This window comes from Chlorogloeopsis sp. ULAP01 (assembly GCF_030381805.1).
In the GTDB taxonomy this organism is placed as follows: Bacteria; Cyanobacteriota; Cyanobacteriia; order Cyanobacteriales; family Nostocaceae; genus Chlorogloeopsis.
The window spans coordinates 131,219-151,215 of the sequence record NZ_JAUDRH010000001.1 but is presented as its reverse complement, the minus strand read 5'-3'; the positions used below and the strand labels follow the sequence as shown (position 1 = coordinate 151,215).

Genomic DNA, 19,997 nt, shown 5'->3' with positions numbered 1-19,997 from the left:
TGGGTTTTTTCTGGGTACTTTTCCTAGCAAGCTCTTTGATGAGTTTATCCCAGTTATGATGGGCGTGCATCTGTGCAGAAAGCGAAAACTTCTCTCCTCTGCCCCCTCTGTTGACTTAATGATAAGTCTTTAACTGAACACGATATGATCCATCTGTTGCAATCATTTTCTAAATTAGAATTACATTTAATTTGCAAATAAAAAGCCCACTTTTGGGAGTGGGTTCGGGGAGTTAAATTAACAGGATTTAGTCTGAGTCAATATTGCACCTGTTTCCTGAAGAATAAGCTTTTTTGACTTGCATGAAAAGTGAAAATCTTGATTTTAAGTTTTAAAATAGCTTTTTTTGATTGTTTACGGTACAGTAATTGTAATTTTAAAAAAAACTAAAAAATAGCTAATTGCTCACAAAATCGTGGTTTAGCCTTTATGCCAATTGTATGTAAAATGAGATTTCGTGTCCTTATAAGAGTTTAAAAATGCGATCGCACTCCACAACAAAAAACCCCGGTGAAATCAACCGAGGTAATGGAGGTACGAATAACGATGAGAGATACCGATACAAGATGCAGAAAATCTTAGCTGACGCCCAAAATAATCAACTATTTTTTATTCCATTTTAGAAATAAAGACTGAAGATATTACAGCGTAGCTAGCTAAAAAAATAACAGCAGCAAACATATAAAACTCCTCTTTGTATTCTGATAATCGTAATAATTAATACTTTCAATATATGACTAGTGCCAAGTGCAGACATCTACTCAAAAGATTATTCTATTGAATGTCTAGTGGATGAGGTTGTGTTAAAAAAAGTTGATTTCTACTAAGTGCGAAGTATTTCTGGAGGATTATTGATTGCTGTTACATGGTACTAATACCAATTAACTTTTTGCAATAATACATATTTAACCCCTCCCAACCTCACGCCACTTTGTACCTTGCACCGAAGCCGAAGAAGGCGCGTCTACAAGTCGGGAAACCCTTCCTGTGCAAGTGGCTCCCCTTACCTTTGAGTCTATTCGTATATCTACCAGCGCGTAGGTAGTCTACATCAGAATTATGATTAATCAAAATTCAGCTACATCATTTACATCATTACCAGGTTGGACGTTATCAGCGCGAGATTCCCAATTTATCGAATCCTTAATGCCGATATGGGAGTGGCTCTATCGCTACTATTTTCGGGTACAGACTTCAGGTTGGCATCACATTCCAGATCATGGACAAGTTTTGCTCGTTGGTTCGCATAATGGCGGCATGGCATCTCCTGATTTACACATGATGATGTACGATTGGTTCCGTCGCTTTGGAGTGCAACGTCTGGTGTATGGTTTAATGCACCCTTATGCGTGGAAAGTAAGTCCCCCCATTGCCAACCTGGCACAAAAACTTGGAGCCATTCCTGCCCATCCAACAATGGCAAGTGCAGCTTTTGATATTGGTGCAAGTGTACTTGTTTATCCGGGAGGACAATACGATATGTTTCGTCCCCATCAAGAGCGTTACAAAATTCACTTTGCCAATCACAAAGGATTTATTAAGCTGGCATTAAAAAAATCAGTACCAATTATTCCAGTGATTTCTGTCGGCGCACATGACACTTTGATTGTTTTAGGTGATTGCTACGAACAAGTAAAACAACTACATTATTTGGGATTACCTTGGTTATACGGCATAGATCCAGGTGTGTTTCCCATATATCTAGGTTTACCTTGGGGTTTAGCAATTGGCCCGTTACCCAATATACCTTTACCTGTACAAATCCATACCCGTGTTTGTGCTCCGATTGTTTTTGAACGTTATGGTAACCAGGCAGCACGCGATCGCGGCTACGTGAATGCTTGTTATGACTTAGTTTATACGCAAATGCAACGGGAATTGGATATTTTAGTAATGAATACAGGTTAAGTTTTTAGAGTTTTTCTTCTAATATTTTCCACAATAGACCAATACCAATTCTTCTCATTTAATAAAGCATGAATGATAAATTTTAGGTTTTCTATGTGATTTGTAAACAGAGGTTTAAAGCCTGAGTCAAGTAGCTTTTGTGGATTTCCCCACGTATGAACAACATAGTTTTTCATATATTGAGGAACTTCTGTTTCAAGAATAATAGGTTTCATTGTTGATGGCACAAGTTCTTCTATTTGTCCTATCATTTCTCGAACGGAGACGGGTTTACCTTGTCCAATGTTATATGTAAGACTGGAGATATCATCAACTCTCGGACTAGGAGCAGGTAAAGTCAGCAAATGCAAAATTGCGCGTGATACTTCAGGCGCAAAAATTATATCTCTTGTCTGGTCACCTGGTGCAAAATAATTTGATTGTCCCCAGATTTCAAATGGTTTGCTTTTGATGGCATACCAGAGAATTTGGGTATACAGATTGCCAAAATTATTTTTGTGTTGCTCTGTGACACCATAAACAGAAAAGAATCTGCAAATTTGCACTACTAAATCATTACAAAGAGCTTGTTGAATAGCCATTTCTTCCATCATCAGTTTTGCGAGTTCGTAAAGAGAACCAGGCCAAACTCTTTGTGTTTCAACAGAAGGACGCTGCTTACATAAACTGCTCGTGCTTGCAAATATTAATCTAATTTTTTTAGCAACACACCATTCTAAAGTTGCCCTCCACATTTCAATTTCTTCCATAACATCGTTCAAATTTTCAAAGTGAGGAGCGCTTGATCGCCCTCCTACAAAAATGACTATATCTGACTCGTGTTGAGGATTTTGTGAGTATTCAAGATGGGTTCTTGTATCTAGGCGATCGCGTAGAGGTTCTGGCAGGTTTTCTCGCTTGCCTAATCGCAAATCATCGTTGATGTAAATATTTTCAATTGGAAAGCCAAATTCATATAATTTTGCTATGACATGGGAACCAACTTGACCACAGCCTCCCATAACGCTGATTTTTTTATTTTTTAATTCCTGAATATTTTCTAAAAGTTGATCGTTTACAGTTTTGTTGATATACCAACTTCCTACTTCTTCTTTGGTATATGGTAGTTCTATTTCTTGTTTAGACATGATTATTTTTACTAAAAAGCCTGTATACACAGAAATAGCAGTTGCAACCAACAACCTCAGCTACTTCCACCCAAAATGTACACATACGAACCCAAATTTTCATCATCCGTAGCGACGATTGCACCACCTTCTGCACCTGGAACAATTTCTATAGCTTCAATCTTGTGGTAATCACAACGGTAGAGAGGAAAAAGTTGAGGATTCTGCCGCCATACAATTTTGTTACCGCGAAATCCCAGGTAACCAGCAACGTATACACCCGACTGAAACGGCCCGTCATTTCCTGGATCACTTGCAGAAGTGATATATACAATTCCAGCAGGATCTACCCTTAGATCCGAAATATGGCGAATATTTCCAGATGGAAACGGTACTTTTAGATTGGCAAAACCAACAGAAGTAATTTGATACGTAGCTATGTCAAGTGTTCCCCAGTAAATAACTGCTGGTTGTTCCCCTTCGCCTCGGTGCGCCCAAACAGCAACTAATTTACCCTCGATATTTTGCAGGGCAAATGCTTCAAAATTACTTCCTTTGGGAATTTCTGGTAAATTAAATTCCCTTATTAACGAAATTGCCCCTTTTGTGCGCTCTAGTCTAATGTGGTAAGCTTTTCCCGAACTACTTAAAGCTATAAAAGAGGAGTTTATTGTCCCTGGAATAGATGTTAGTGCCTCTAAGTCGATTGGTAGTTCGATGTTGTTTTGCCAGTTTAAAGGAAAGTACTCAGGTTGGTTTTTACCTTTAATACTGATGATTGCTAAACGTCCTTGGTTTTTTTGTTTGTTGTCATGAACAACTAAAAAATCTAGAGAATTCCTTTGCTGCCCAACTAAAGCCATACCACTGATACCGAAAGGAATACCACCACGAACAGGACGCCAATTTTTTGCCCAAACTTGCTGGGATAAAAGTAATAATGCTGCTAAGACTACTATGTTTATAATTAACTTGAAAAAACGAGACATATTAATTTATCCAATTTTCCTCACACCGATCGCAGTTTCACCTACATTAAAGATGTCTGCTTTTAGGTCATGTCAAATCTTAGCAGCGAACAAATTCTCTACTTACTACTGCTCACTCATAGCCTTGTGGGTAGCATAGCAGCAGTTATTGCTTGGCGTAAGGGCCGTCCTTTAGGACTGTGGATATTTTTAGGTCTTTTTTGCGGTGTGGCTGCTTTGCTTGTAGCACTCTTGATGAAGACAAAAGTTTCAGTTGATTAGGAAGCCAAAAGCAATCAAGTATTAGTTTGGTTGGGAAGATGGCTTGCTTGTAAAGAACTTCCAGATTCGTTGAAGAGCAAATATTAGAACACCAATTACAATGATTCCTGCTACTGCTGGGGTTGCGATCGCAAGTACAGACAGCCCAATGGCAATGACTAGCTCAATCGTTGACAAAACAGGATTGGTTAATCCACCTGAGACGCCTGTAGAAGTTATTCGTAAGATATTCATCAATCCCTTAGTTAACCCCGCAGTTCCACCACCTATAACTAAAGCTAACGTCCATTGCACTATTGGACTCATTTCCGGGGCAAAGGATGCCGCGACAATCGTTCCAGCGATAAATGCCGCAGGTGTGGCAACAGTATCCAGCAGATGATCCAGCCAGGGAATATAATAGCCGATAATTTCAAGCAAACAAGCAACTGCAAATACAGCTAAGGCTTGAGGCGTTTCTACCCAATCCAAATCAGTTGGCAAATTTATATGTCCCAAAACCGATGCCATACTTAATGCCAGCAGTGGTACAAATACTCGAAAGCCAGCCGCCGCACTCAAGCTAATTCCCAGCAGAAGTTCAATCAATGTATCGAGATTGAATAAAGTATTTAGCTCAATGGTGGTACTCATTATTATCCTCGTGCCGATCAAGTTGAACGATCAATTTGCTTTTGAGTACTGCTGCACTCCAACCTCAGAATGCCTACCCAACAGCAATTCCGAGTTAACGGTAACAAATTGTCCTTAAATCTTCATCAGCCTTTAGATTTTTATGAGGGGCTTGGAAACGTTTGCCCCTACAAAAGTTATGAGTGATAGGAGAATGAGCTTAAGCTTTTGAAAACTTTAGTTATCGTCAGGGAAAACCCATTTTGGTGGTTCCATCAACTTTCTCATTCTGGCTTCTTCAGCCATCTCTAGCATCTTGTCTAAAGAAGTTTCTTCAATAAACTTGGCTGCGGCTTCTCTAAATTCAATATTGGGACATTTATCACCCAAAACGCAGCCGTTAACACAGGCTTCTTTACAATTGATGTTGAGATTACTGTCTTCCATGCAAACCTCCTTGTGTGATTCTCCTTCGGACACCAGCAGACAGCAATTACGGCTGCTAAGTACAAATACTTTTCCTAGATAAATGTTATCGTCTCTTTGATTCTATTCATTAATCAAAAAGCTATATTGCTAACCTGGCCAGTAGACATAATTTGATATTTAAAAGAAAGCGCTCATGTCAGAAATCTTTGCTACCACTGGAACTATCGCTGCGATCGCCACTGCCATTGTTCCCCAGCAGGGTAGTGTGGGGATTGTCCGCGTATCCGGCTCGGAAGCAATGCCGATTGCCAAAACTCTTTTCCATGCTCCTGGGCGTCAAGTCTGGGAAAGCCATCGCATTCTTTATGGTTATATTCGTCATCCCCAGACACAACAATTGGTGGATGAAGCACTGCTGTTAATTATGAAAGCACCCCGTTCCTATACCCGTGAAGATGTTGTGGAGTTCCATTGCCATGGTGGAATTATGGCAGTGCAGCAGGTGTTGCACCTATGCTTAGAAAACGGCGCCAGATTAGCTCAACCAGGAGAATTTACTTTACGGGCATTTTTAAATGGCAGATTAGATTTAACGCAAGCAGAAAGTATTGCCGATTTGGTGGGAGCGCGATCGCCCCAAGCGCAAACGTCTGCTTTGGCTGGTTTGCAAGGTAAATTAGCTCATCCAATTCGACAGTTACGCGCTCAATGTTTGGATATCTTGGCAGAAATTGAAGCGCGGATCGATTTTGAGGAAGACTTACCTCCGTTGGATGATAAAAGTATTATCTCAGAAATTGAGAGAATTACCGCAGAAATTACTAAACTACTTGCAACCGCCGATCAAGGCGAACTGCTCCGCACTGGATTAAAAGTGGCAATTGTTGGGCGTCCAAATGTCGGAAAATCAAGTTTGTTGAATGCGTGGAGTAAAAGCGATCGCGCTATTGTTACCGATTTACCTGGTACAACCCGTGATGTCGTTGAATCACAGTTAGTAGTGGGTGGAATACCCGTGCAAGTACTAGATACCGCAGGCATTCGGGAAACAGAAGACCAAGTAGAAAAAATTGGTGTTGAACGTTCCCGCCGTGCTGCGAGTGCAGCCGATTTGGTACTTTTGACTATTGATGCTTCTGTAGGCTGGACGGCAGGTGATCAAGAAATTTACGAACAAGTAAAACACCGTCCGTTAATTTTAGTTATCAACAAAATCGACCTTGCATTAGTAGAAATAGTCCATTATCCAAATGAGATTAATCAATTTGTCAGAACATCTGCCGCACAAAATCAAGGAATTGATGCTTTAGAAACAGCAATTTTAGAAATAGTTCAAATCGGAAAAGTACAAGCTGCTGATATGGATTTAGCAATTAACCAAAGACAAGCAGCTGCATTGGTAAAAGCGAAAACATCTTTAGAACAGGTGCAAGCAACTATTGTCCAGGAACTACCTCTTGATTTTTGGACAATTGACTTACGCGGTGTGGTTCATGCTCTCGGAGAAATTACGGGAGAAGAAGTAACAGAATCGGTTCTTGATAGGATTTTTAGTAGGTTTTGTATTGGTAAGTGATGTGAGTATACAAAGTCTTTCTCACTGAAATCTAATCACAACTTTTGTAGATTTAACCCCTACTTAGTAAGAAATAGCTTATTGTACTCTGTTGATTGAGTAAAGCAGATAGCCAAATACAAATATCAATAATCCTCTTTTATCGCTTTCGGGAGATAATAATCTGGAATGCCTACAGCATAAGACTTTTACCAAAAACATTGATTTCAAGCATTCTGGAACGAAAATAAACCTCAAATGCCCCTTGTATCTACAGTTGAAAATTTGGCTCTTATTTTTATTTTCCCAGAGTAACAAAAGAGGAATAATCAAGCTTTTAAAATTCGGGATGACAAATACTAACACCAATAAAAAAAAGATTAGGGGCAGATGGATTTACCTAACCCAGATACAGAAGGTAATTTCCAATCCAAAATCGAAAACTTGTACTGAGCTTGCCGAAGTATCCAAAATCCAAAATAGTATAACTCATCTGGGGACTCTAACCAGGTTGATGCCACCAAGCATAGTAGTGTGATGGCAAGTGGCATGATAATTAATAATGCGATCGCTTACAAAACAGGTAAATCAACGATAATCTGAAAAAAGAACAGATTGAAGAAGTTGTGTTTGCTCTCTTCATCGGGTAAAAATATCAAATCTATCAGAAATTAAGTTATTTGCAGCGAAAGATCATCAGTATAACCTGTTCCTACCAACTACCAAATATCAACAACTAACAGTAGACAATGGCACCTTTACCTGACTACCGCCCCAAACAAATGTCTTTAGGCCCTTTGGAAGCAGAAATTTTGAACCTGATTTGGGAGCTTGGTTCGGCTACAGTTAAGGATGTACATGATCGCATTCTGGCAGATCCCAACCGAGAATTAGCTTATACCTCAGTGACTACAGTGCTGCGCCGCTTAACCGAAAAAGGTTGGCTAGCCTGCGACAAAAAAGGACGAGCATTTTACTGGCGTCCTTTGCTGTCAAAGCAACAAGCCCAAGTAATCAAGGCGCATGAACAATTGCAGCAATTTCTGGCAGTAGGCAATCCTGATGTTGTTGCCGCTTTTGCCGATAGTCTAGATGAAGTAGCAAGTGAGAAAATACAAGCAATAGCAAAACGCATTCAAGCTGCACGGCAAGCGAGGGGGGAAAAATGATGCATCTATTGATGATTTGCGCCGTCATTACAGTTTGTTGTTGGCTTCGATTCTCTTGGCAGCAGCCCCAAGGCAATTGGGCTGTACGGTGGCAACGAACGTTATTTTTATTTCTTTTTCCTCCATTGTTGATTTTAATGACAGCGATCGCCTTGCTTTGTATGGGATCTCAAGGGCAAATGGGTGGCTTACAGACAGGCTGGTTTAGCTATGTATTGGCGTTAAGCTACCTAATATTCTCTGGCATTTTGGGGATCAAGCTGCTATGGGAAGGCTGGCAGTCTGTAAAATCTACCCGCAACTGCCCTGTTGTAAATCTTGCTGGTAGACAAGTGCGCCTATTGAACACAGGAGCCTTATTTGCAGCTTCGATTGGTTTTTGGCAACCCGAACTCGTTCTCAGTCAAGGATTAGTAAAAACTCTCTCAACTGCTCATTTAGAAACAGTTTTAGCTCATGAGCAAGGGCATTGCCATTACCGAGATACATTCTGGTTTTTCTGGCTGGGTTGGGTGCGTGCTTGCACTCATTGGTTACCGAATACAGAAAATTTATGGCAAGAACTGTTAATTTTACGCGAACTACGTGCTGATGCCCACGCGGCATCAAAAGTAGATCCCTTGTTGCTGGCAGAGTCACTTTTATTGGTAGCTAGCACTCCACCCGTAACCTCCCTAATTTGCTGTGCAGCTTTAGGTTCCAGTGCAACAGATCGCTTAGAACAGAGGATAGAAGCTCTTTTAGAACAACCACAATCTACGCCAGAATTTAATCTCACCTCTTGGCATAGCTTTCTGTTAGCATTTTTGCCCTTGGTGACAGTGATATTTCACTCGTGAGCGATCGCAGTAGAGAAGAGACGCGAAATATCGCGTCTCTAAATTTAGAGTCAATTTAACCACTTTTCGGTTCTTCAGCATAGCCAACTAGAAAGGTCTTAGCACAAGTCTCTAAGGTAAAGGAGACAATGCATGATGAGATTACAAGGTAAAACAGCCCTAATTACTGGCTCGCTGACTGGCATCGGTCGCGGTATTGCCTCAGCAATGGCGCAAGAAGGGGCGAATATTATTTTGAATGGGATCGATACGCCACAAGAAGCAGAAAATACCCGTCAGGAGTTGGAAAAGATGGGGCAAAGAATCTTATATTACAAGGCCGATGTGGGTAATGTGCAAGAAGTTACGACAATGATTACTGATGCACAAAAGAAACTAGGTAGCATTGATATTCTGGTTAATAATGCTGGTATTCAGTATGTCGAGCCGATAGATACTTTCCCCATCGAGAAATGGGATGCGATGATTGCCACCAATCTTTCTTCGGCGTTTTATACCATCCGTGCTGTATTACCGTTGATGAAAGAGAAAAAATGGGGACGGATCGTCAACATCGCCTCTGTACATGGTCTGGTAGCATCAGCTTACAAGTCAGCTTATGTAGCTGCCAAGCACGGACTAGTAGGATTGACCAAGGCAGCAGCGCTAGATTTAGCCGAGTTTGGCATTACCGTAAATGCCATCTGTCCTGGCTATGTTGATACTCCTTTGGTACGTCAGCAAATTTCCGAACAAGCCAAAGCCCATCACCTGTCAGAGGATGAAGTGATTCCTAAAGTTCTGCTGGCGCATCATGCCATTAAGGAGTTTGTAACTGTAGAACAGATTGCAGCTATGACCATTTATCTATGCAGCGATGCCTGTAAAACTGTGACTGGCACAGCACTGCCAATTGATGCAGGTTGGTTAGCGCAGTAAATTTGAACTGCAAATTAGCCAGCAAAGCGTGCCACTTCAGCATTGAAACGCTCTGGTTCTTCCCAAAATGGAGAGTGACCGCTGTATTCAAACATAATCAGCTGACTATTATGGATACGTTCGTGCATATGTTTGCCCAACTGAGTGGGATAAACTGCACTATGTGCGCCATAACATAGTAAAACAGGAACTGGGATTTGCGCGAGATGGGAACGCCAGTCGTAGGTCACCATATCCAGCCAAAAAGCGACCATCGCACTGTTTGGTGTCAACATCGACTCTCGCATCCACGATTCCCTAAGCGCCGGATCTACTACTTGATTAACGTTGAAGCAGCCTGGGACAAACTTTTCCGCAATTTGCATTCTGTCTTTAATGATACTGGATGCTAGATTCACAGCTGCCTGAAGATCCATTTTACCAAATACGGCATGTTCCCAATCCTCCGTCTTGAGCAGATAGGGTGTCATGTCAATAAAAACGGCTCCTTTAAGCTTCTCGCCTCCAAATTGGTCAAAATAATTGTGAATAAGAGTAGTTCCCATTGACCAGCCAACGAGGATCACCTCACTCAAATCCAGATAATTGACGATCTGGCGCACGTCCCTAGCCGCCTGCTGCAATGTCCAGTTAATCTCCTGCTTTCCCGAATACCCATGACCGCGAATGTCCATAGTTACCACACGATGGGTTTGGGCTAGTACCGGAATGTTGTATTTGAAAAATTGGTGGTTCATCATCCAGCCGTGAATGAGGAAGATAGGGATACCTTGCCCCTGATCTGTGTAGTAGATAGGAACACCATCATCAGCAGTGAGAAACGGCATTATTCCATTCCTTTGATTCGATTTTGTTTTTCGTTTTCTCAGCTATGTAGCACCTCTCTGCAATTGTATTACGTGAGGAAAGCAATGCGATCGCTTAGTGTGGCTGTTTTGAAGAGATGCTTTTTATCTGTCTATGAAGCCTAAAATTATTATGGTTCGATAATTACAGGCTTTAACCATTCTCAAAACACCTGAGATAATTTTCCGTAGTATTAAAGTACACATATTAAGGCTGTAAGGTTAACTATGGTGAGCAAGGAGCAGGTTGTGAAATGGTTGCAGAAATTTGCAACTGTACTGGAGGAGAACAAAGACTATTTAACAGAATTAGATGCAGCCATTGGTGATGCTGATCATGGTATCAACATGGTTCGCGGCTTCCAAAAGGTGATAACTCAACTGCCGAGTGCAGCAGACAAAGATATCGGCAGCATTTTGAAAACGGTGAGCATGACTCTAATTTCCACAGTGGGTGGTGCGAGCGGGCCTCTCTATGGCACTCTATTTTTACGAGCCAGTACAGTAACTACAGGCAAACAAGAACTAACCGAGCAAGATGTGCTTCAAATGCTGCAAGTCGGTTTAGAAGGCGTAATCGGACGCGGCAAAGCACAACTAGATGATAAAACAATGGTGGATGCTTTATCTCCGGCTGTAGCGGCTTTTGGGCAAGCGACAAAAGAAGGTAAACTCATGCTGGAAGCAATGCAAAAAGCTGTAGCTGCGGCAGAACAGGGTATGAAAGAAACTATTCCCATGCAAGCAAAAAAAGGTAGGGCTAGCTATTTAGGAGAACGCAGTGTAGGGCATCAAGATCCAGGGGCAACCTCTTGTTATTTAATGTTGAAGAGTTTGTTAGATATTATTTGATAATTAATCATGTCTACCTAATTGCTCATCAGAAAAACTCTCCGCGTCACCGTGTCCCCGCGTCAGCCCTAATGATAAGTGTTCAACCGGACTTGATTCTCTGTGCGATCAATGCAAGATTCACAAAAGACTGAAAAACAAAAAATGCTAGCAGGAGAGCTGTATCTTTCCACCGATCCTGAACTAGTGATTGAGCGTCAAAGAGCGCGTCGGCTGACTCGTTTTTACAATGCTACTACCGAAGAAGAATTAGAACAGCGATCGCAAATTCTCCAAGAACTGTTTGGCAAACTAGGTCAAAATTTTGAGGTTATACCACCATTTCTGTGTGACTACGGTAGCAATATATATGCTGGTAAAAATTTATATATGAATTTTGGCTGCGTAATTCTAGACTGTAACACCGTGCATATAGGCGACAATCTTCTTTGCGCTCCTTACGTGCAGATTTACACTGCCTATCATCCCACCGATCCGATCCAACGACTTAGGCACAGAGAGCTAGAATTAGCTGCTCCTGTCACGATTGGTAATAATGTCTGGATTGGTGGTGGTGCAATTATTTGTCCGGGTGTGACGATTGGTGACAATACTACTATTGGTGCCGGGAGCGTTGTTGTCAAAGACGTTCCTGCTAATGTCGTTGCTGCTGGCAATCCCTGTCGCGTCATTCGCTCTTTGAAATCCTAATATTCCGACACCCTAGAAGGGTGCGGCTATACAAACTAAGCCTGCGGAGGCAGGCTAATTAAGCTTACTTTTATAGAGAATTGGTCTAACTATTTATTCAATTTGCCAGGTTTAATAAAAGTAACAAGAAAGTAACAAGAACTTTAGCGCGATCGCTCACATCCTGCGGTGTCTAATTCAGTTCAGTTTGCCCATTTTTATAAATGCCTCCGACAGTTCTTAGCATTGCCAAACAGCATAGTTATGTTTGTTTTTCTATTGAACCAATCTTAAGTCTACTTCTTTGTTGTATTCCCGATAAGCAATTACTTTGCAATGAATTCGTTGACCAACCTGCGGCCACAAAGAATTATCCGTCGGTAAGCCAGATGAATCACTATCCGATTGTGTAGCAATATCTATTATTCCGCTGAATTTATAACCGTTCACAACTTGATAGCCCAGATACACAAAAACACCAAAAGGCTTGATGCTTGCAACCTCGCCATAAAATTTGTGTCCAATAGGAAAGTTACGCTTCAACTCTTCCCACTGTTTATCTACATCACTCATATGTCTATCACAGCTAGTTTTGTGCATGATAGCTTTCTTGTGGGATGAGCTTCTAGTCCGTCCGGTGCAGACAAGATGTCCGCACCACAAGATTTATATTTATGCGTTCATCTGCATCTGATATTAAACTGCCGGAGCAGCCCCCAACAAACCTACTGCTCCCACAAGCATACCTATGCGATCCCAAAACACAAATCCTTCGTAAGCATTCACACTATCTTGATATTGATAACGTGCCAGTGCCATTCCCATCATCAGCAACATAACTGAGGAGAAAACTCCAAATATCAGAGGATGTGCCATTGGTAGCAGTAATACTGCAAGAGGAATTGACACAAGCAACATACCAATTAATCCCCAACTAATTGAGAAAGCCTTTTTCTTTCCCCAAGAATTGACAACGGTGATAATTCCCTGGGCGCGATCGCCTGCTGCATCATGCACATCCCAGATGATTTCTTTGGCGAGGGTGTAGCAGAATGCAAAAGCACTAGGATACAGTAGCGCCAAAGGGCGATTTACTACTAAACTACCCAGAAAAATGATTGCACCTGCGATCGCTGCCACAATAAAATTCGCAAAAATACCGTTACGGGCTAACAGATGGGAGTAATTCCATAGCAAGATGGAACTCACGGCTACTAGGATCAAGCAATAGATCCCAAGAGGAATTGCTGCGATTAGAGCGCAGACAAACAGAATAGTAGCAGCCCACCAAACTTGTTGCAGAGAAAGACGCCCAGATGGTAAAGGTCTTTGTGGATGATCTATTTTATCTTTCTCTACATCCCAATAGTCATTGATTGCACAGGCGGCAGAGTGTGTGCAAACTAAAATAATTGCCGTCAGCAGGTATTTATATAATGGAACTGCTGAATTTAACGCATAGATAGTAGCACAACCTACTAAAGCAGCCAAGATCGCAACTGGTAATCGGAAAAGTTGAGCAAAATCACGAATTAGGCGAATTTTGTCACTAGAGTCAGGTAAAGAAGAATTATTATTTCCTGATGCAGAAGTGAACGAACCAGTTTTTTTGTCAATCTGTAATTGTTCGCTCATCGTTAACCTCACATATTCAACTATGTGGGTAATAAAACATACTATTTCACTCCCATAGCCATTACCCCTAATACCTGGATAGAGTTTTTTGCTCGGTAAATCTGCGAGCAAAAACTTCTACTCGTTAAACCCAGGCATTAGGCTATAGAGCATTGGGTATAGGCGAAAAAACTCTTGAATACTTATTTTTAGTTTGTTTTATATACACCTATTTACTTAGTCTATCTCATGGATATTGATATGGGTATTTTGTCAAGATGTTTGTAAAAATATGCAATATTTTGGAATGGGCAAAATTTACTGTTGACATAAAGCGAAATTTTGCCTAAATATACATCTTCGTACTAAAGCGTATATGTAAAGTCTTCAACCAACATACCAGGAACTATACTACCTCCGAGTTGACGACCTTCGTATGTTCCAACTTCTGAAATAAATTCTTGAAAATCAGTCAAATCTACCAGATTTTCTCCCCAAAACCGATAAAGACTCTCATCGAAGCGCAAATTTTCTATTGGAGCAATAATTTCGCCACCTTCTACCCAAAAACAGGCATAACGAGTCATACCAGTGATTCTTCCCGTGGGGCGATCGCTCCAATTTAAGTAATGCAAATTTGATACATACAATCCAGTATCCAAACTTGGCAGAATCCGATCAAATGCTAAATTTCCCGGACTTAATTCCGGCGCACGCAAAGACTCAGCAGTGTTAGCACCATTGGCAGTTTTTTGATATTCCTTAGCAGTACGAGAATTGATTAGAGTATTAACCAAAATTCCATTTGTAATTATTGGTAATTCGGGTGCTGCCATTTCTCCCCATTCATTAAAGCGCGGTACTAATCCCAGTTGAAAGTTTTCTTTAAGATTAAATGTAGGAGAAAGTAATTTTTCTTGACGAGATAGGGCTGCTAGAGCGCTGTTTCCTTGTTGTAAATCAGCTTCGCTCACACCTCCCCAAGAAAGCATACTTAATAAATCAGCAACTGCTGCGGGCGCAAAATAAGTTTTATAATTTCCTCGTGGTAATTGTTTAATAGATCGAGAAAGTAATTTTAGTTGCTTTTTAGCTTCATCAATTTTGGCTGTGTAAGCTTCTTGGTGCCAATTACTGCCTGCAAAAGTACCTTTGACAGCTTGTTCTTCGGGAGTGAATATAGAATAATCTAAAGTAAAAGAATCTGTAGCAAACCAGTGTTTCTGACCACTAGAATCAGCATAGGCTTTAACTACAGTTCCTCCGGCATAGATACCCGTAAAATCTAATTCATTCACCAATTCGAGTACCCTTGGCACTACAGTTTCTTCCGGTAACAAATTACCTATATGAATTTCTCTACTGGCATTAGTTCCTGATGGTAAAACTAAATAGGGATCTAAAGGTAGCAGAGGAACCTCTTCACGTAGTTCTTGCAAAGCTTTGTATGCCACCTGCCAATCCACTTCTCGATCGCCGGTGAAAGGAATTAGCCGAAAACTACTGCGCTGATCTTGCATTAAAGTCAACTCAGCCCAGCCATCAGCAACAGTACCTGTTTGTCGCACTTTGGCATGATTGAAACGCGTAAATTGACTATATTCACTGCTCAATTTCACAGTGAATTGTTCACTTTCTTCTTTCTTATTTAAAAGAGTTTCAATTAATTGGTTAAAGCTGGCTTCAAAAGCAGAGGGTTCCTGGTGTTTCATTTATCTTCCTATCTAGAAAAAAGGGGCTAGAGGCGCTTAGGCTAGGGGCTAGGGATTAGTAAGAGGAGTGGGAGAGTGGAGGAGGAAGAGATGAGGGAGATAGAGAAGATGGGGAAGAATTTACTCTTATTAATTCCTCAACTACCTCACCTTCTTCACCTCCCTCACCTCCTTGTCTCCGTGTCTCCGCGTCTCCTTGTCCCCTTGTCCTCTTCAAGTTCCGCCGCCAAATACTTCGACATTAGCAAACACACAAACGGGTGAACCATGTCCTACCCAAATAGCTTGATTTGGTTCTCCTTTGCCGCAGTAAGGGGTACCGTACATTTCCCAAGTCGAGGAGTTGCCAACTTTAATTAAGCTGTGCCAAAACTCTGGAGTTGTAGCTCGATAATTAGGATTGCGGAGTGTTTTGGTGAATTTGCCATTTTCAATCAATTTTGCATACTCGCAACCAAATTGAAATTTATAGCGGCGATCGTCTATTGACCAAGAGCGGTTAGACTCCATGTAAACTCCATGTTCTATGCCAGCAATAATTTCTTCAAAAGATGCTTTTCCTGGTTCTAAATTTAAGTTTGCCATCCGGTCAATAGCAGGTCGATTCCAAGAGCAAGCACGCGCACAAGCTACTCCTGGTATCCCAGCTCTTTTCTGACTTTCTAAACTGCCCAAGCCCCGCAGTAATACACCTTCCTTAATTAAATACTCCCGCGTTGCCACAGCACCAGTATCATCAAAGCCATAGCTGGCAAATTCTCCAGATACGGTAGGGTCAAAGGTAATATTCATCAGGGGAGAACCATATACCAAAACGCCGAAATCACTTTTGTTAACAAAGCTACCTCCGGCATAGTTGCGCTCGTCTCCTAGAATTCTGTCAATTTCTAGAGGGTGTCCGACACTTTCATGAATTTGCAACATCATTTGATCTGGGGCTAATACCAGATTTGTGCGTGTAGTTGGACACTCTTGGGCTGTTAGAAGTTCGACTGCCTGTTCGCCAATGTGCTGCACCCGTTGCCATATATCTTCTTGTTTGAATAGCTCTATGCCACCTTGGTAACAGTTAGCTTCCCAACCATTGTTAGTACGGTGCTGCACGATCGCTCCTTCTTGGGCGATCGCTCCGTAATGCTGACGTAAGGAAATAAAATTTTGATATACCTCAGAGCCATTACTGCTTGTGAACCAAGTTTCTCTTTCGGTAGTGGTAGCACTAGCTGTAGTTTGGACTATTTGTTCGGATACTTTCAGAGTATGGCAGGTACGGACTAGCAAATCATTGATTTCAGCAGCACTCAGAGCATCCAATGGTTCGAGAAAGGGGGAAATATATTCACCAACAACCTTAGGACGCTCAGTTGCTGGTTGAAATGGATGTATCCACCACTGACTTGCTGCTTGTGCCTGTTTATAAGCTTTTTCGGCAGCAGCTTGCAAACTCGCAAGTTCTAGATGATTGGTAGCAGCATAGCCAATGCAGCCATTTACCATTACTTCCAGCATTGCTCCAATTGTGAAAGATTTGCCATTACTTTGCGGTAAGGCATCGCGGAAATAACGGTGGGAAGAAGTTTCTTTAACTACCCTGATCCCAATCCAATCTGCGGGAATGTTGATATTGGCGATCGCTTTTGTTAGTTCAGACCACATATTTTCTTAAAATTCCAGTAAATATAAGTGGAAATCAATTACATTTATCAATAAATAACCTTTTCTTAACCTTATACCTCTCAAGAAACACAGGGAATAGGGAACAGGGAACGGGGTTATTTCCCAGATAATTTAGATGCTCCATCCGACAATTGTTGGTTATCTGAACAAATTACAGCTTCTGAGAGATTATCTTTCTGTTCTGCGATTAATTTTGGACGTAGATAAAGATTCTCTAGTAACACTGCCAAACCAGCGATCCAAGGTGGGACGATTACAGCACCAATAATTCCTAAAACTTGCGTTCCTCCTAGTACTGCTAAAAGTTGATATAACGGATGAACTCGCACTGAAGAACCTACCAGCAAAGGATCGAGTACGTAACTTTCTAAATTCTGGATAATGACAAATAACAATAGTACCCAGAGGAAAGTTAACCCTCCTTGAGGAATTGCGACTATTAAAGCTGGGATCGCTCCTAATATCGGCCCGACAAATGGTATCAAATTTGTAAAGCCAGCAATTACACCCAATGCTAAGGCAAACTCCGAAAGTCCCAAAATGCCTAAACCCAGTGTAATAGCAAAGGCTAAAATAGCGGACACCAAAACTCGACCTTGGATATAACCTCCCATCCGGCGAGAAATGGGTACAACTTGGGCAGCAAGGCGCTCATCCCAGGGCTTGGGAAACAGTGCCACCAATCCTTTAATCAAATTTTCGCTACCAGCAACCATGTAGGCAGAAATTACCAAAGCTAAAATCAAATTTACGACACCACCAACGATACCGCGAGTTAATCCAAAAGAACGCACCAACAACTGCTGGCTAGAACGAATCAACCAATTAGTGAGTGCTTGGATATCAAAGAATTGATCTATGGACTCTAGCTGATAAATTCCCATCCGCACGGCTAAATTTTCCAATGCCATCCGTAAATTGTCCAGATAGACTGGTAGTCTACTACCCAATCTTTGAATTTGATCGGCAACAGAGGGGCCAATAATTAAACCTAGCCCAACTAAGCTAGCGATTAAACCCATGTAAGCCAAAATTACACCCAACCAACGTGGCAAGCGCAATCTTTGCGCAGCATCAACTATGGGGGCGATCGCTGCTGCTAGAACGACTGCAATCATTAATGTCAACAGCAAGCTCCGCAGTTGCCACAATAGTACGACTAAAAAGAAAGTCGCGATAATTAACAGGAGATTCAGTAAAGATATCACCTGACGCTTTTCGGACATAAAAGTATTAGGGATAGGGGATAGGGAACAGCTATAGAAGGATGAAATATTGTATTAATTCATCCTTCATCCTTCAATTTCGATGCCACTCCGTGCCTTGGGGTTTATCTATGAGGGTAATGCCTTGGGCTTGTAGTTCATTGCGAATGCGATCGCCTTCAGCAAAATTCTTCGCTTTTCTGGCTTCCTGGCGTTTTTGGATCAAGGCTTCAATTTCTGCATCAGTTAAACCATCACTATTTGGTTTTTCCTCCTCAATTTGAGCTTCTAAACCTAAAACTCCCGCCAAGGTTAGTAGAGTTTGCCATTGTTCAAATAACTCCTCTGGTGGTGTGTCGGTTTTTCCTTCATGCACCAAAAGATTCCCCTCCCGACGCAGTTCTTTAGCTAATTCAAACAACACAGCTAACCCACCAGGAAAATTAAAGTCATCATTCACGGCTTTTTGGAAACGCTCTATGTAGGGATCGGGCATTGGGGACTGGGTACTGGTGATTGGGTACTGGGAAGAGTCTAGTTCACGTTGATTAGTTTCTTTCCTAGTCTCTAGTCCCCAGTCCCTAGTCCCTAGTTCTTTCCCATGTTTATAACCAAAAAGCAAGCCTTCTTTGAGGGTTTGCCAACCGTTGGTGGCGGCAGCGATCGCTTCATCGGTAAAATCAATCGGTTTGCGATAATGTGCCATCAACACAAACAATCGCAATGCCATTGGATCTACACCTCGCTCCAGTAATTCGCGAATGGTGATAAAGTTACCCAAAGATTTAGACATTTTCTCACCATCGACTTTCACCATGCCGTTGTGCAGCCAGTAACGAGCTAATGGTTTACCCGTCACTGCCTCAGATTGGGCAATTTCATTTTCATGGTGGGGAAAAATCAAATCAGCACCGCCAGCGTGGATGTCAATAGTTTCACCCAGGCGATCGCGTACCATCGCAGAACACTCAATATGCCACCCTGGACGTCCTTTACCCCAAGGTGACTCCCAATAAGGTTCTCCTGATTTTGCTGCTTTCCACAAGGCAAAGTCAAACGGCTCTCTTTTCTTCTGATAATCTGGATCGTCTACATTTACTCGTTCACTAGCACCAACCTGTAAATCTTCTAACTTGCGTCCAGAAAGTTTCCCATACTCAGGAAATTGGCGCACAGCGTAGTAGACATCACCTTCCGCAGGGTAGGCGTAACCTCTGTTTTCTAGATCGTGAATCAGCCGTTGAATGCCATTCATCGTGTGAGTTGCACGGGGATACTCATCAGCGTCTTTAATTTTCAACTGCCGCATATCTTCAAAATAGGCTTTGATAAAGCGATCGGCGACAGCTTTCATTGATGAGCCTTCTTGCCGTGCTCGATTGAGGATTTTGTCATCAATATCGGTAAAATTCTGGACAAAACGCACGTCATAGCCAATGAATTGTAGGTAGCGACGCACAACGTCCCAAACAATACAAGCTCTAGCATGACCCAAATGGCAATAGTCGTACACCGTCACGCCGCAGTAATACATTTTTACCTTTCCTGGTTCGACAGTTTCAAAGGGTTCTTGGCGACGAGTGAGAGTATTGTAAACAGTTAGGGTCATAACACAGTAATACTGAATGATATACGCA

The 19,997-nt window shown here is 41.7% G+C and carries 20 protein-coding genes; 8 read left to right on the top strand and 12 right to left on the bottom strand.

Features of this window, described 5'->3' with window-relative positions; genetic code table 11:
* Positions 1-1,059: 1,059 nt before the first annotated feature.
* Complete coding sequence (locus tag QUB80_RS00760) at positions 1,060-1,908, top strand: lysophospholipid acyltransferase family protein (RefSeq protein ID WP_289787592.1); 849 nt, start codon at positions 1,060-1,062, stop codon at positions 1,906-1,908.
* Here QUB80_RS00760 and QUB80_RS00755 read toward each other — a convergent pair.
* Together QUB80_RS00755 and QUB80_RS00750 are read right to left on the bottom strand one after the other, a co-directional pair.
* Complete coding sequence (locus tag QUB80_RS00755; RefSeq protein ID WP_289787591.1) at positions 1,905-3,035, bottom strand: NAD-dependent epimerase/dehydratase family protein; 1,131 nt, start codon at positions 3,033-3,035, stop codon at positions 1,905-1,907. The genes QUB80_RS00760 and QUB80_RS00755 overlap by 4 nt on opposite strands.
* Positions 3,036-3,091: 56 nt before the next feature.
* The gene (locus QUB80_RS00750) at positions 3,092-4,003 is read right to left on the bottom strand and encodes a hypothetical protein (protein ID WP_289787590.1); all 912 of its coding nucleotides are present in this window, start codon (positions 4,001-4,003) and stop codon (positions 3,092-3,094) included.
* 69 nt (positions 4,004-4,072) lie between these two features.
* On the opposite strand from QUB80_RS00750, the gene QUB80_RS00745 reads away from it, so the two are divergent.
* Entirely contained in the window at positions 4,073-4,264 is a 192-nt protein-coding gene (locus QUB80_RS00745) for a hypothetical protein (protein ID WP_289787589.1), read from the top strand.
* 21 nt (positions 4,265-4,285) lie between these two features.
* On the opposite strand, the gene QUB80_RS00740 is transcribed toward QUB80_RS00745, so the two are convergent.
* Both QUB80_RS00740 and QUB80_RS00735 read right to left on the bottom strand, forming a co-directional pair.
* Positions 4,286-4,897 carry a DUF4126 domain-containing protein gene (locus QUB80_RS00740; RefSeq protein WP_289787588.1) on the bottom strand — a complete coding sequence of 204 codons (612 nt, stop codon included), beginning with the start codon at positions 4,895-4,897 and terminating at the stop codon, positions 4,286-4,288.
* 216 nt (positions 4,898-5,113) lie between these two features.
* Positions 5,114-5,323 (bottom strand): hypothetical protein, encoded by a 210-nt coding sequence (locus QUB80_RS00735; RefSeq protein WP_289787587.1) that lies wholly within the window; start codon positions 5,321-5,323, stop codon positions 5,114-5,116.
* A 175-nt stretch (positions 5,324-5,498) separates the two neighbouring features.
* Between QUB80_RS00735 and mnmE the strand changes: the two genes are divergently transcribed.
* Positions 5,499-6,881 (top strand): tRNA uridine-5-carboxymethylaminomethyl(34) synthesis GTPase MnmE, encoded by a 1,383-nt coding sequence (mnmE, locus tag QUB80_RS00730; protein ID WP_289787586.1) that lies wholly within the window; start codon positions 5,499-5,501, stop codon positions 6,879-6,881.
* 359 nt (positions 6,882-7,240) lie between these two features.
* On the opposite strand, the gene QUB80_RS00725 is transcribed toward mnmE, so the two are convergent.
* Positions 7,241-7,411, bottom strand: coding sequence for a hypothetical protein (locus tag QUB80_RS00725; protein ID WP_289787585.1), 171 nt, complete (start codon positions 7,409-7,411; stop codon positions 7,241-7,243).
* Between the two features lie 198 nt (positions 7,412-7,609).
* Between QUB80_RS00725 and QUB80_RS00720 the strand changes: the two genes are divergently transcribed.
* The 3 genes from QUB80_RS00720 (at position 7,610) to QUB80_RS00710 (ending at position 9,786) form a co-directional block, all read left to right on the top strand.
* Entirely contained in the window at positions 7,610-8,029 is a 420-nt protein-coding gene (locus QUB80_RS00720; protein WP_289787584.1) for a BlaI/MecI/CopY family transcriptional regulator, read from the top strand.
* On the top strand, positions 8,029-8,868 hold the full coding sequence (locus tag QUB80_RS00715) for a M56 family metallopeptidase (RefSeq protein WP_289788110.1): 840 nt from the start codon (positions 8,029-8,031) through the stop codon (positions 8,866-8,868). The genes QUB80_RS00720 and QUB80_RS00715 overlap by 1 nt, the downstream gene beginning before the upstream one ends.
* A 132-nt stretch (positions 8,869-9,000) precedes the next feature.
* Complete coding sequence (locus QUB80_RS00710; protein ID WP_289787583.1) at positions 9,001-9,786, top strand: 3-hydroxybutyrate dehydrogenase; 786 nt, start codon at positions 9,001-9,003, stop codon at positions 9,784-9,786.
* Between the two features lie 14 nt (positions 9,787-9,800).
* Here QUB80_RS00710 and QUB80_RS00705 read toward each other — a convergent pair whose 3' ends face one another.
* On the bottom strand, positions 9,801-10,613 hold the full coding sequence (locus QUB80_RS00705; RefSeq protein WP_289787582.1) for an alpha/beta fold hydrolase: 813 nt from the start codon (positions 10,611-10,613) through the stop codon (positions 9,801-9,803).
* Positions 10,614-10,859: 246 nt separating this feature from the next.
* Between QUB80_RS00705 and dhaL the strand changes: the two genes are divergently transcribed.
* Together dhaL and QUB80_RS00695 are read left to right on the top strand one after the other, a co-directional pair.
* Entirely contained in the window at positions 10,860-11,483 is a 624-nt protein-coding gene (dhaL, locus tag QUB80_RS00700; RefSeq protein ID WP_289787581.1) for a dihydroxyacetone kinase subunit DhaL, read from the top strand.
* 111 nt (positions 11,484-11,594) lie between these two features.
* A complete protein-coding gene (locus QUB80_RS00695; RefSeq protein ID WP_289787580.1) occupies positions 11,595-12,173 on the top strand; it encodes a sugar O-acetyltransferase in 579 nt (192 codons plus the stop codon).
* 255 nt (positions 12,174-12,428) lie between these two features.
* Here the strand turns inward: QUB80_RS00695 and QUB80_RS00690 are convergent, their stop codons facing one another.
* The 6 genes from QUB80_RS00690 to cysS form a co-directional block, all read right to left on the bottom strand.
* Positions 12,429-12,725 (bottom strand): S1 RNA-binding domain-containing protein, encoded by a 297-nt coding sequence (locus tag QUB80_RS00690; protein WP_289787579.1) that lies wholly within the window; start codon positions 12,723-12,725, stop codon positions 12,429-12,431.
* Between the two features lie 123 nt (positions 12,726-12,848).
* The gene (locus tag QUB80_RS00685) at positions 12,849-13,787 is read right to left on the bottom strand and encodes a geranylgeranylglycerol-phosphate geranylgeranyltransferase (RefSeq protein ID WP_289787578.1); all 939 of its coding nucleotides are present in this window, start codon (positions 13,785-13,787) and stop codon (positions 12,849-12,851) included.
* 344 nt (positions 13,788-14,131) lie between these two features.
* Positions 14,132-15,478, bottom strand: a complete 1,347-nt coding sequence (locus QUB80_RS00680; RefSeq protein ID WP_289787577.1) for a TldD/PmbA family protein — start codon at positions 15,476-15,478, stop codon at positions 14,132-14,134.
* Between the two features lie 213 nt (positions 15,479-15,691).
* Complete coding sequence (locus QUB80_RS00675) at positions 15,692-17,134, bottom strand: TldD/PmbA family protein (protein WP_289787576.1); 1,443 nt, start codon at positions 17,132-17,134, stop codon at positions 15,692-15,694.
* A 116-nt stretch (positions 17,135-17,250) separates the two neighbouring features.
* Positions 17,251-18,381, bottom strand: coding sequence for an AI-2E family transporter (locus QUB80_RS00670; RefSeq protein ID WP_289787575.1), 1,131 nt, complete (start codon positions 18,379-18,381; stop codon positions 17,251-17,253).
* A gap of 73 nt (positions 18,382-18,454) precedes the next feature.
* A complete protein-coding gene (cysS, locus tag QUB80_RS00665) occupies positions 18,455-19,969 on the bottom strand; it encodes a cysteine--tRNA ligase (protein ID WP_289787574.1) in 1,515 nt (504 codons plus the stop codon).
* Positions 19,970-19,997: the final 28 nt, after the last annotated feature.

Excerpts from the sequence above, each read along its gene's own strand:
- QUB80_RS00760 (WP_289787592.1), top strand. The coding sequence starts at position 1,060 with ATGATTAATCAAAATTCAGCTACATCATTTACATCATTACCAGGTTGG.
- QUB80_RS00755 (WP_289787591.1), bottom strand. The coding sequence starts at position 3,035 with ATGTCTAAACAAGAAATAGAACTACCATATACCAAAGAAGAAGTAGGA.
- QUB80_RS00750 (WP_289787590.1), bottom strand. The coding sequence starts at position 4,003 with ATGTCTCGTTTTTTCAAGTTAATTATAAACATAGTAGTCTTAGCAGCA.
- QUB80_RS00745 (WP_289787589.1), top strand. The coding sequence starts at position 4,073 with ATGTCAAATCTTAGCAGCGAACAAATTCTCTACTTACTACTGCTCACT.
- QUB80_RS00740 (WP_289787588.1), bottom strand. The coding sequence starts at position 4,897 with ATGAGTACCACCATTGAGCTAAATACTTTATTCAATCTCGATACATTG.
- QUB80_RS00735 (WP_289787587.1), bottom strand. The coding sequence starts at position 5,323 with ATGGAAGACAGTAATCTCAACATCAATTGTAAAGAAGCCTGTGTTAAC.
- mnmE (WP_289787586.1), top strand. The coding sequence starts at position 5,499 with ATGTCAGAAATCTTTGCTACCACTGGAACTATCGCTGCGATCGCCACT.
- QUB80_RS00725 (WP_289787585.1), bottom strand. The coding sequence starts at position 7,411 with ATGCCACTTGCCATCACACTACTATGCTTGGTGGCATCAACCTGGTTA.
- QUB80_RS00720 (WP_289787584.1), top strand. The coding sequence starts at position 7,610 with ATGGCACCTTTACCTGACTACCGCCCCAAACAAATGTCTTTAGGCCCT.
- QUB80_RS00715 (WP_289788110.1), top strand. The coding sequence starts at position 8,029 with ATGCATCTATTGATGATTTGCGCCGTCATTACAGTTTGTTGTTGGCTT.
- QUB80_RS00710 (WP_289787583.1), top strand. The coding sequence starts at position 9,001 with ATGATGAGATTACAAGGTAAAACAGCCCTAATTACTGGCTCGCTGACT.
- QUB80_RS00705 (WP_289787582.1), bottom strand. The coding sequence starts at position 10,613 with ATGCCGTTTCTCACTGCTGATGATGGTGTTCCTATCTACTACACAGAT.
- dhaL (WP_289787581.1), top strand. The coding sequence starts at position 10,860 with ATGGTGAGCAAGGAGCAGGTTGTGAAATGGTTGCAGAAATTTGCAACT.
- QUB80_RS00695 (WP_289787580.1), top strand. The coding sequence starts at position 11,595 with ATGCAAGATTCACAAAAGACTGAAAAACAAAAAATGCTAGCAGGAGAG.
- QUB80_RS00690 (WP_289787579.1), bottom strand. The coding sequence starts at position 12,725 with ATGAGTGATGTAGATAAACAGTGGGAAGAGTTGAAGCGTAACTTTCCT.
- QUB80_RS00685 (WP_289787578.1), bottom strand. The coding sequence starts at position 13,787 with ATGAGCGAACAATTACAGATTGACAAAAAAACTGGTTCGTTCACTTCT.
- QUB80_RS00680 (WP_289787577.1), bottom strand. The coding sequence starts at position 15,478 with ATGAAACACCAGGAACCCTCTGCTTTTGAAGCCAGCTTTAACCAATTA.
- QUB80_RS00675 (WP_289787576.1), bottom strand. The coding sequence starts at position 17,134 with ATGTGGTCTGAACTAACAAAAGCGATCGCCAATATCAACATTCCCGCA.
- QUB80_RS00670 (WP_289787575.1), bottom strand. The coding sequence starts at position 18,381 with ATGTCCGAAAAGCGTCAGGTGATATCTTTACTGAATCTCCTGTTAATT.
- cysS (WP_289787574.1), bottom strand. The coding sequence starts at position 19,969 with ATGACCCTAACTGTTTACAATACTCTCACTCGTCGCCAAGAACCCTTT.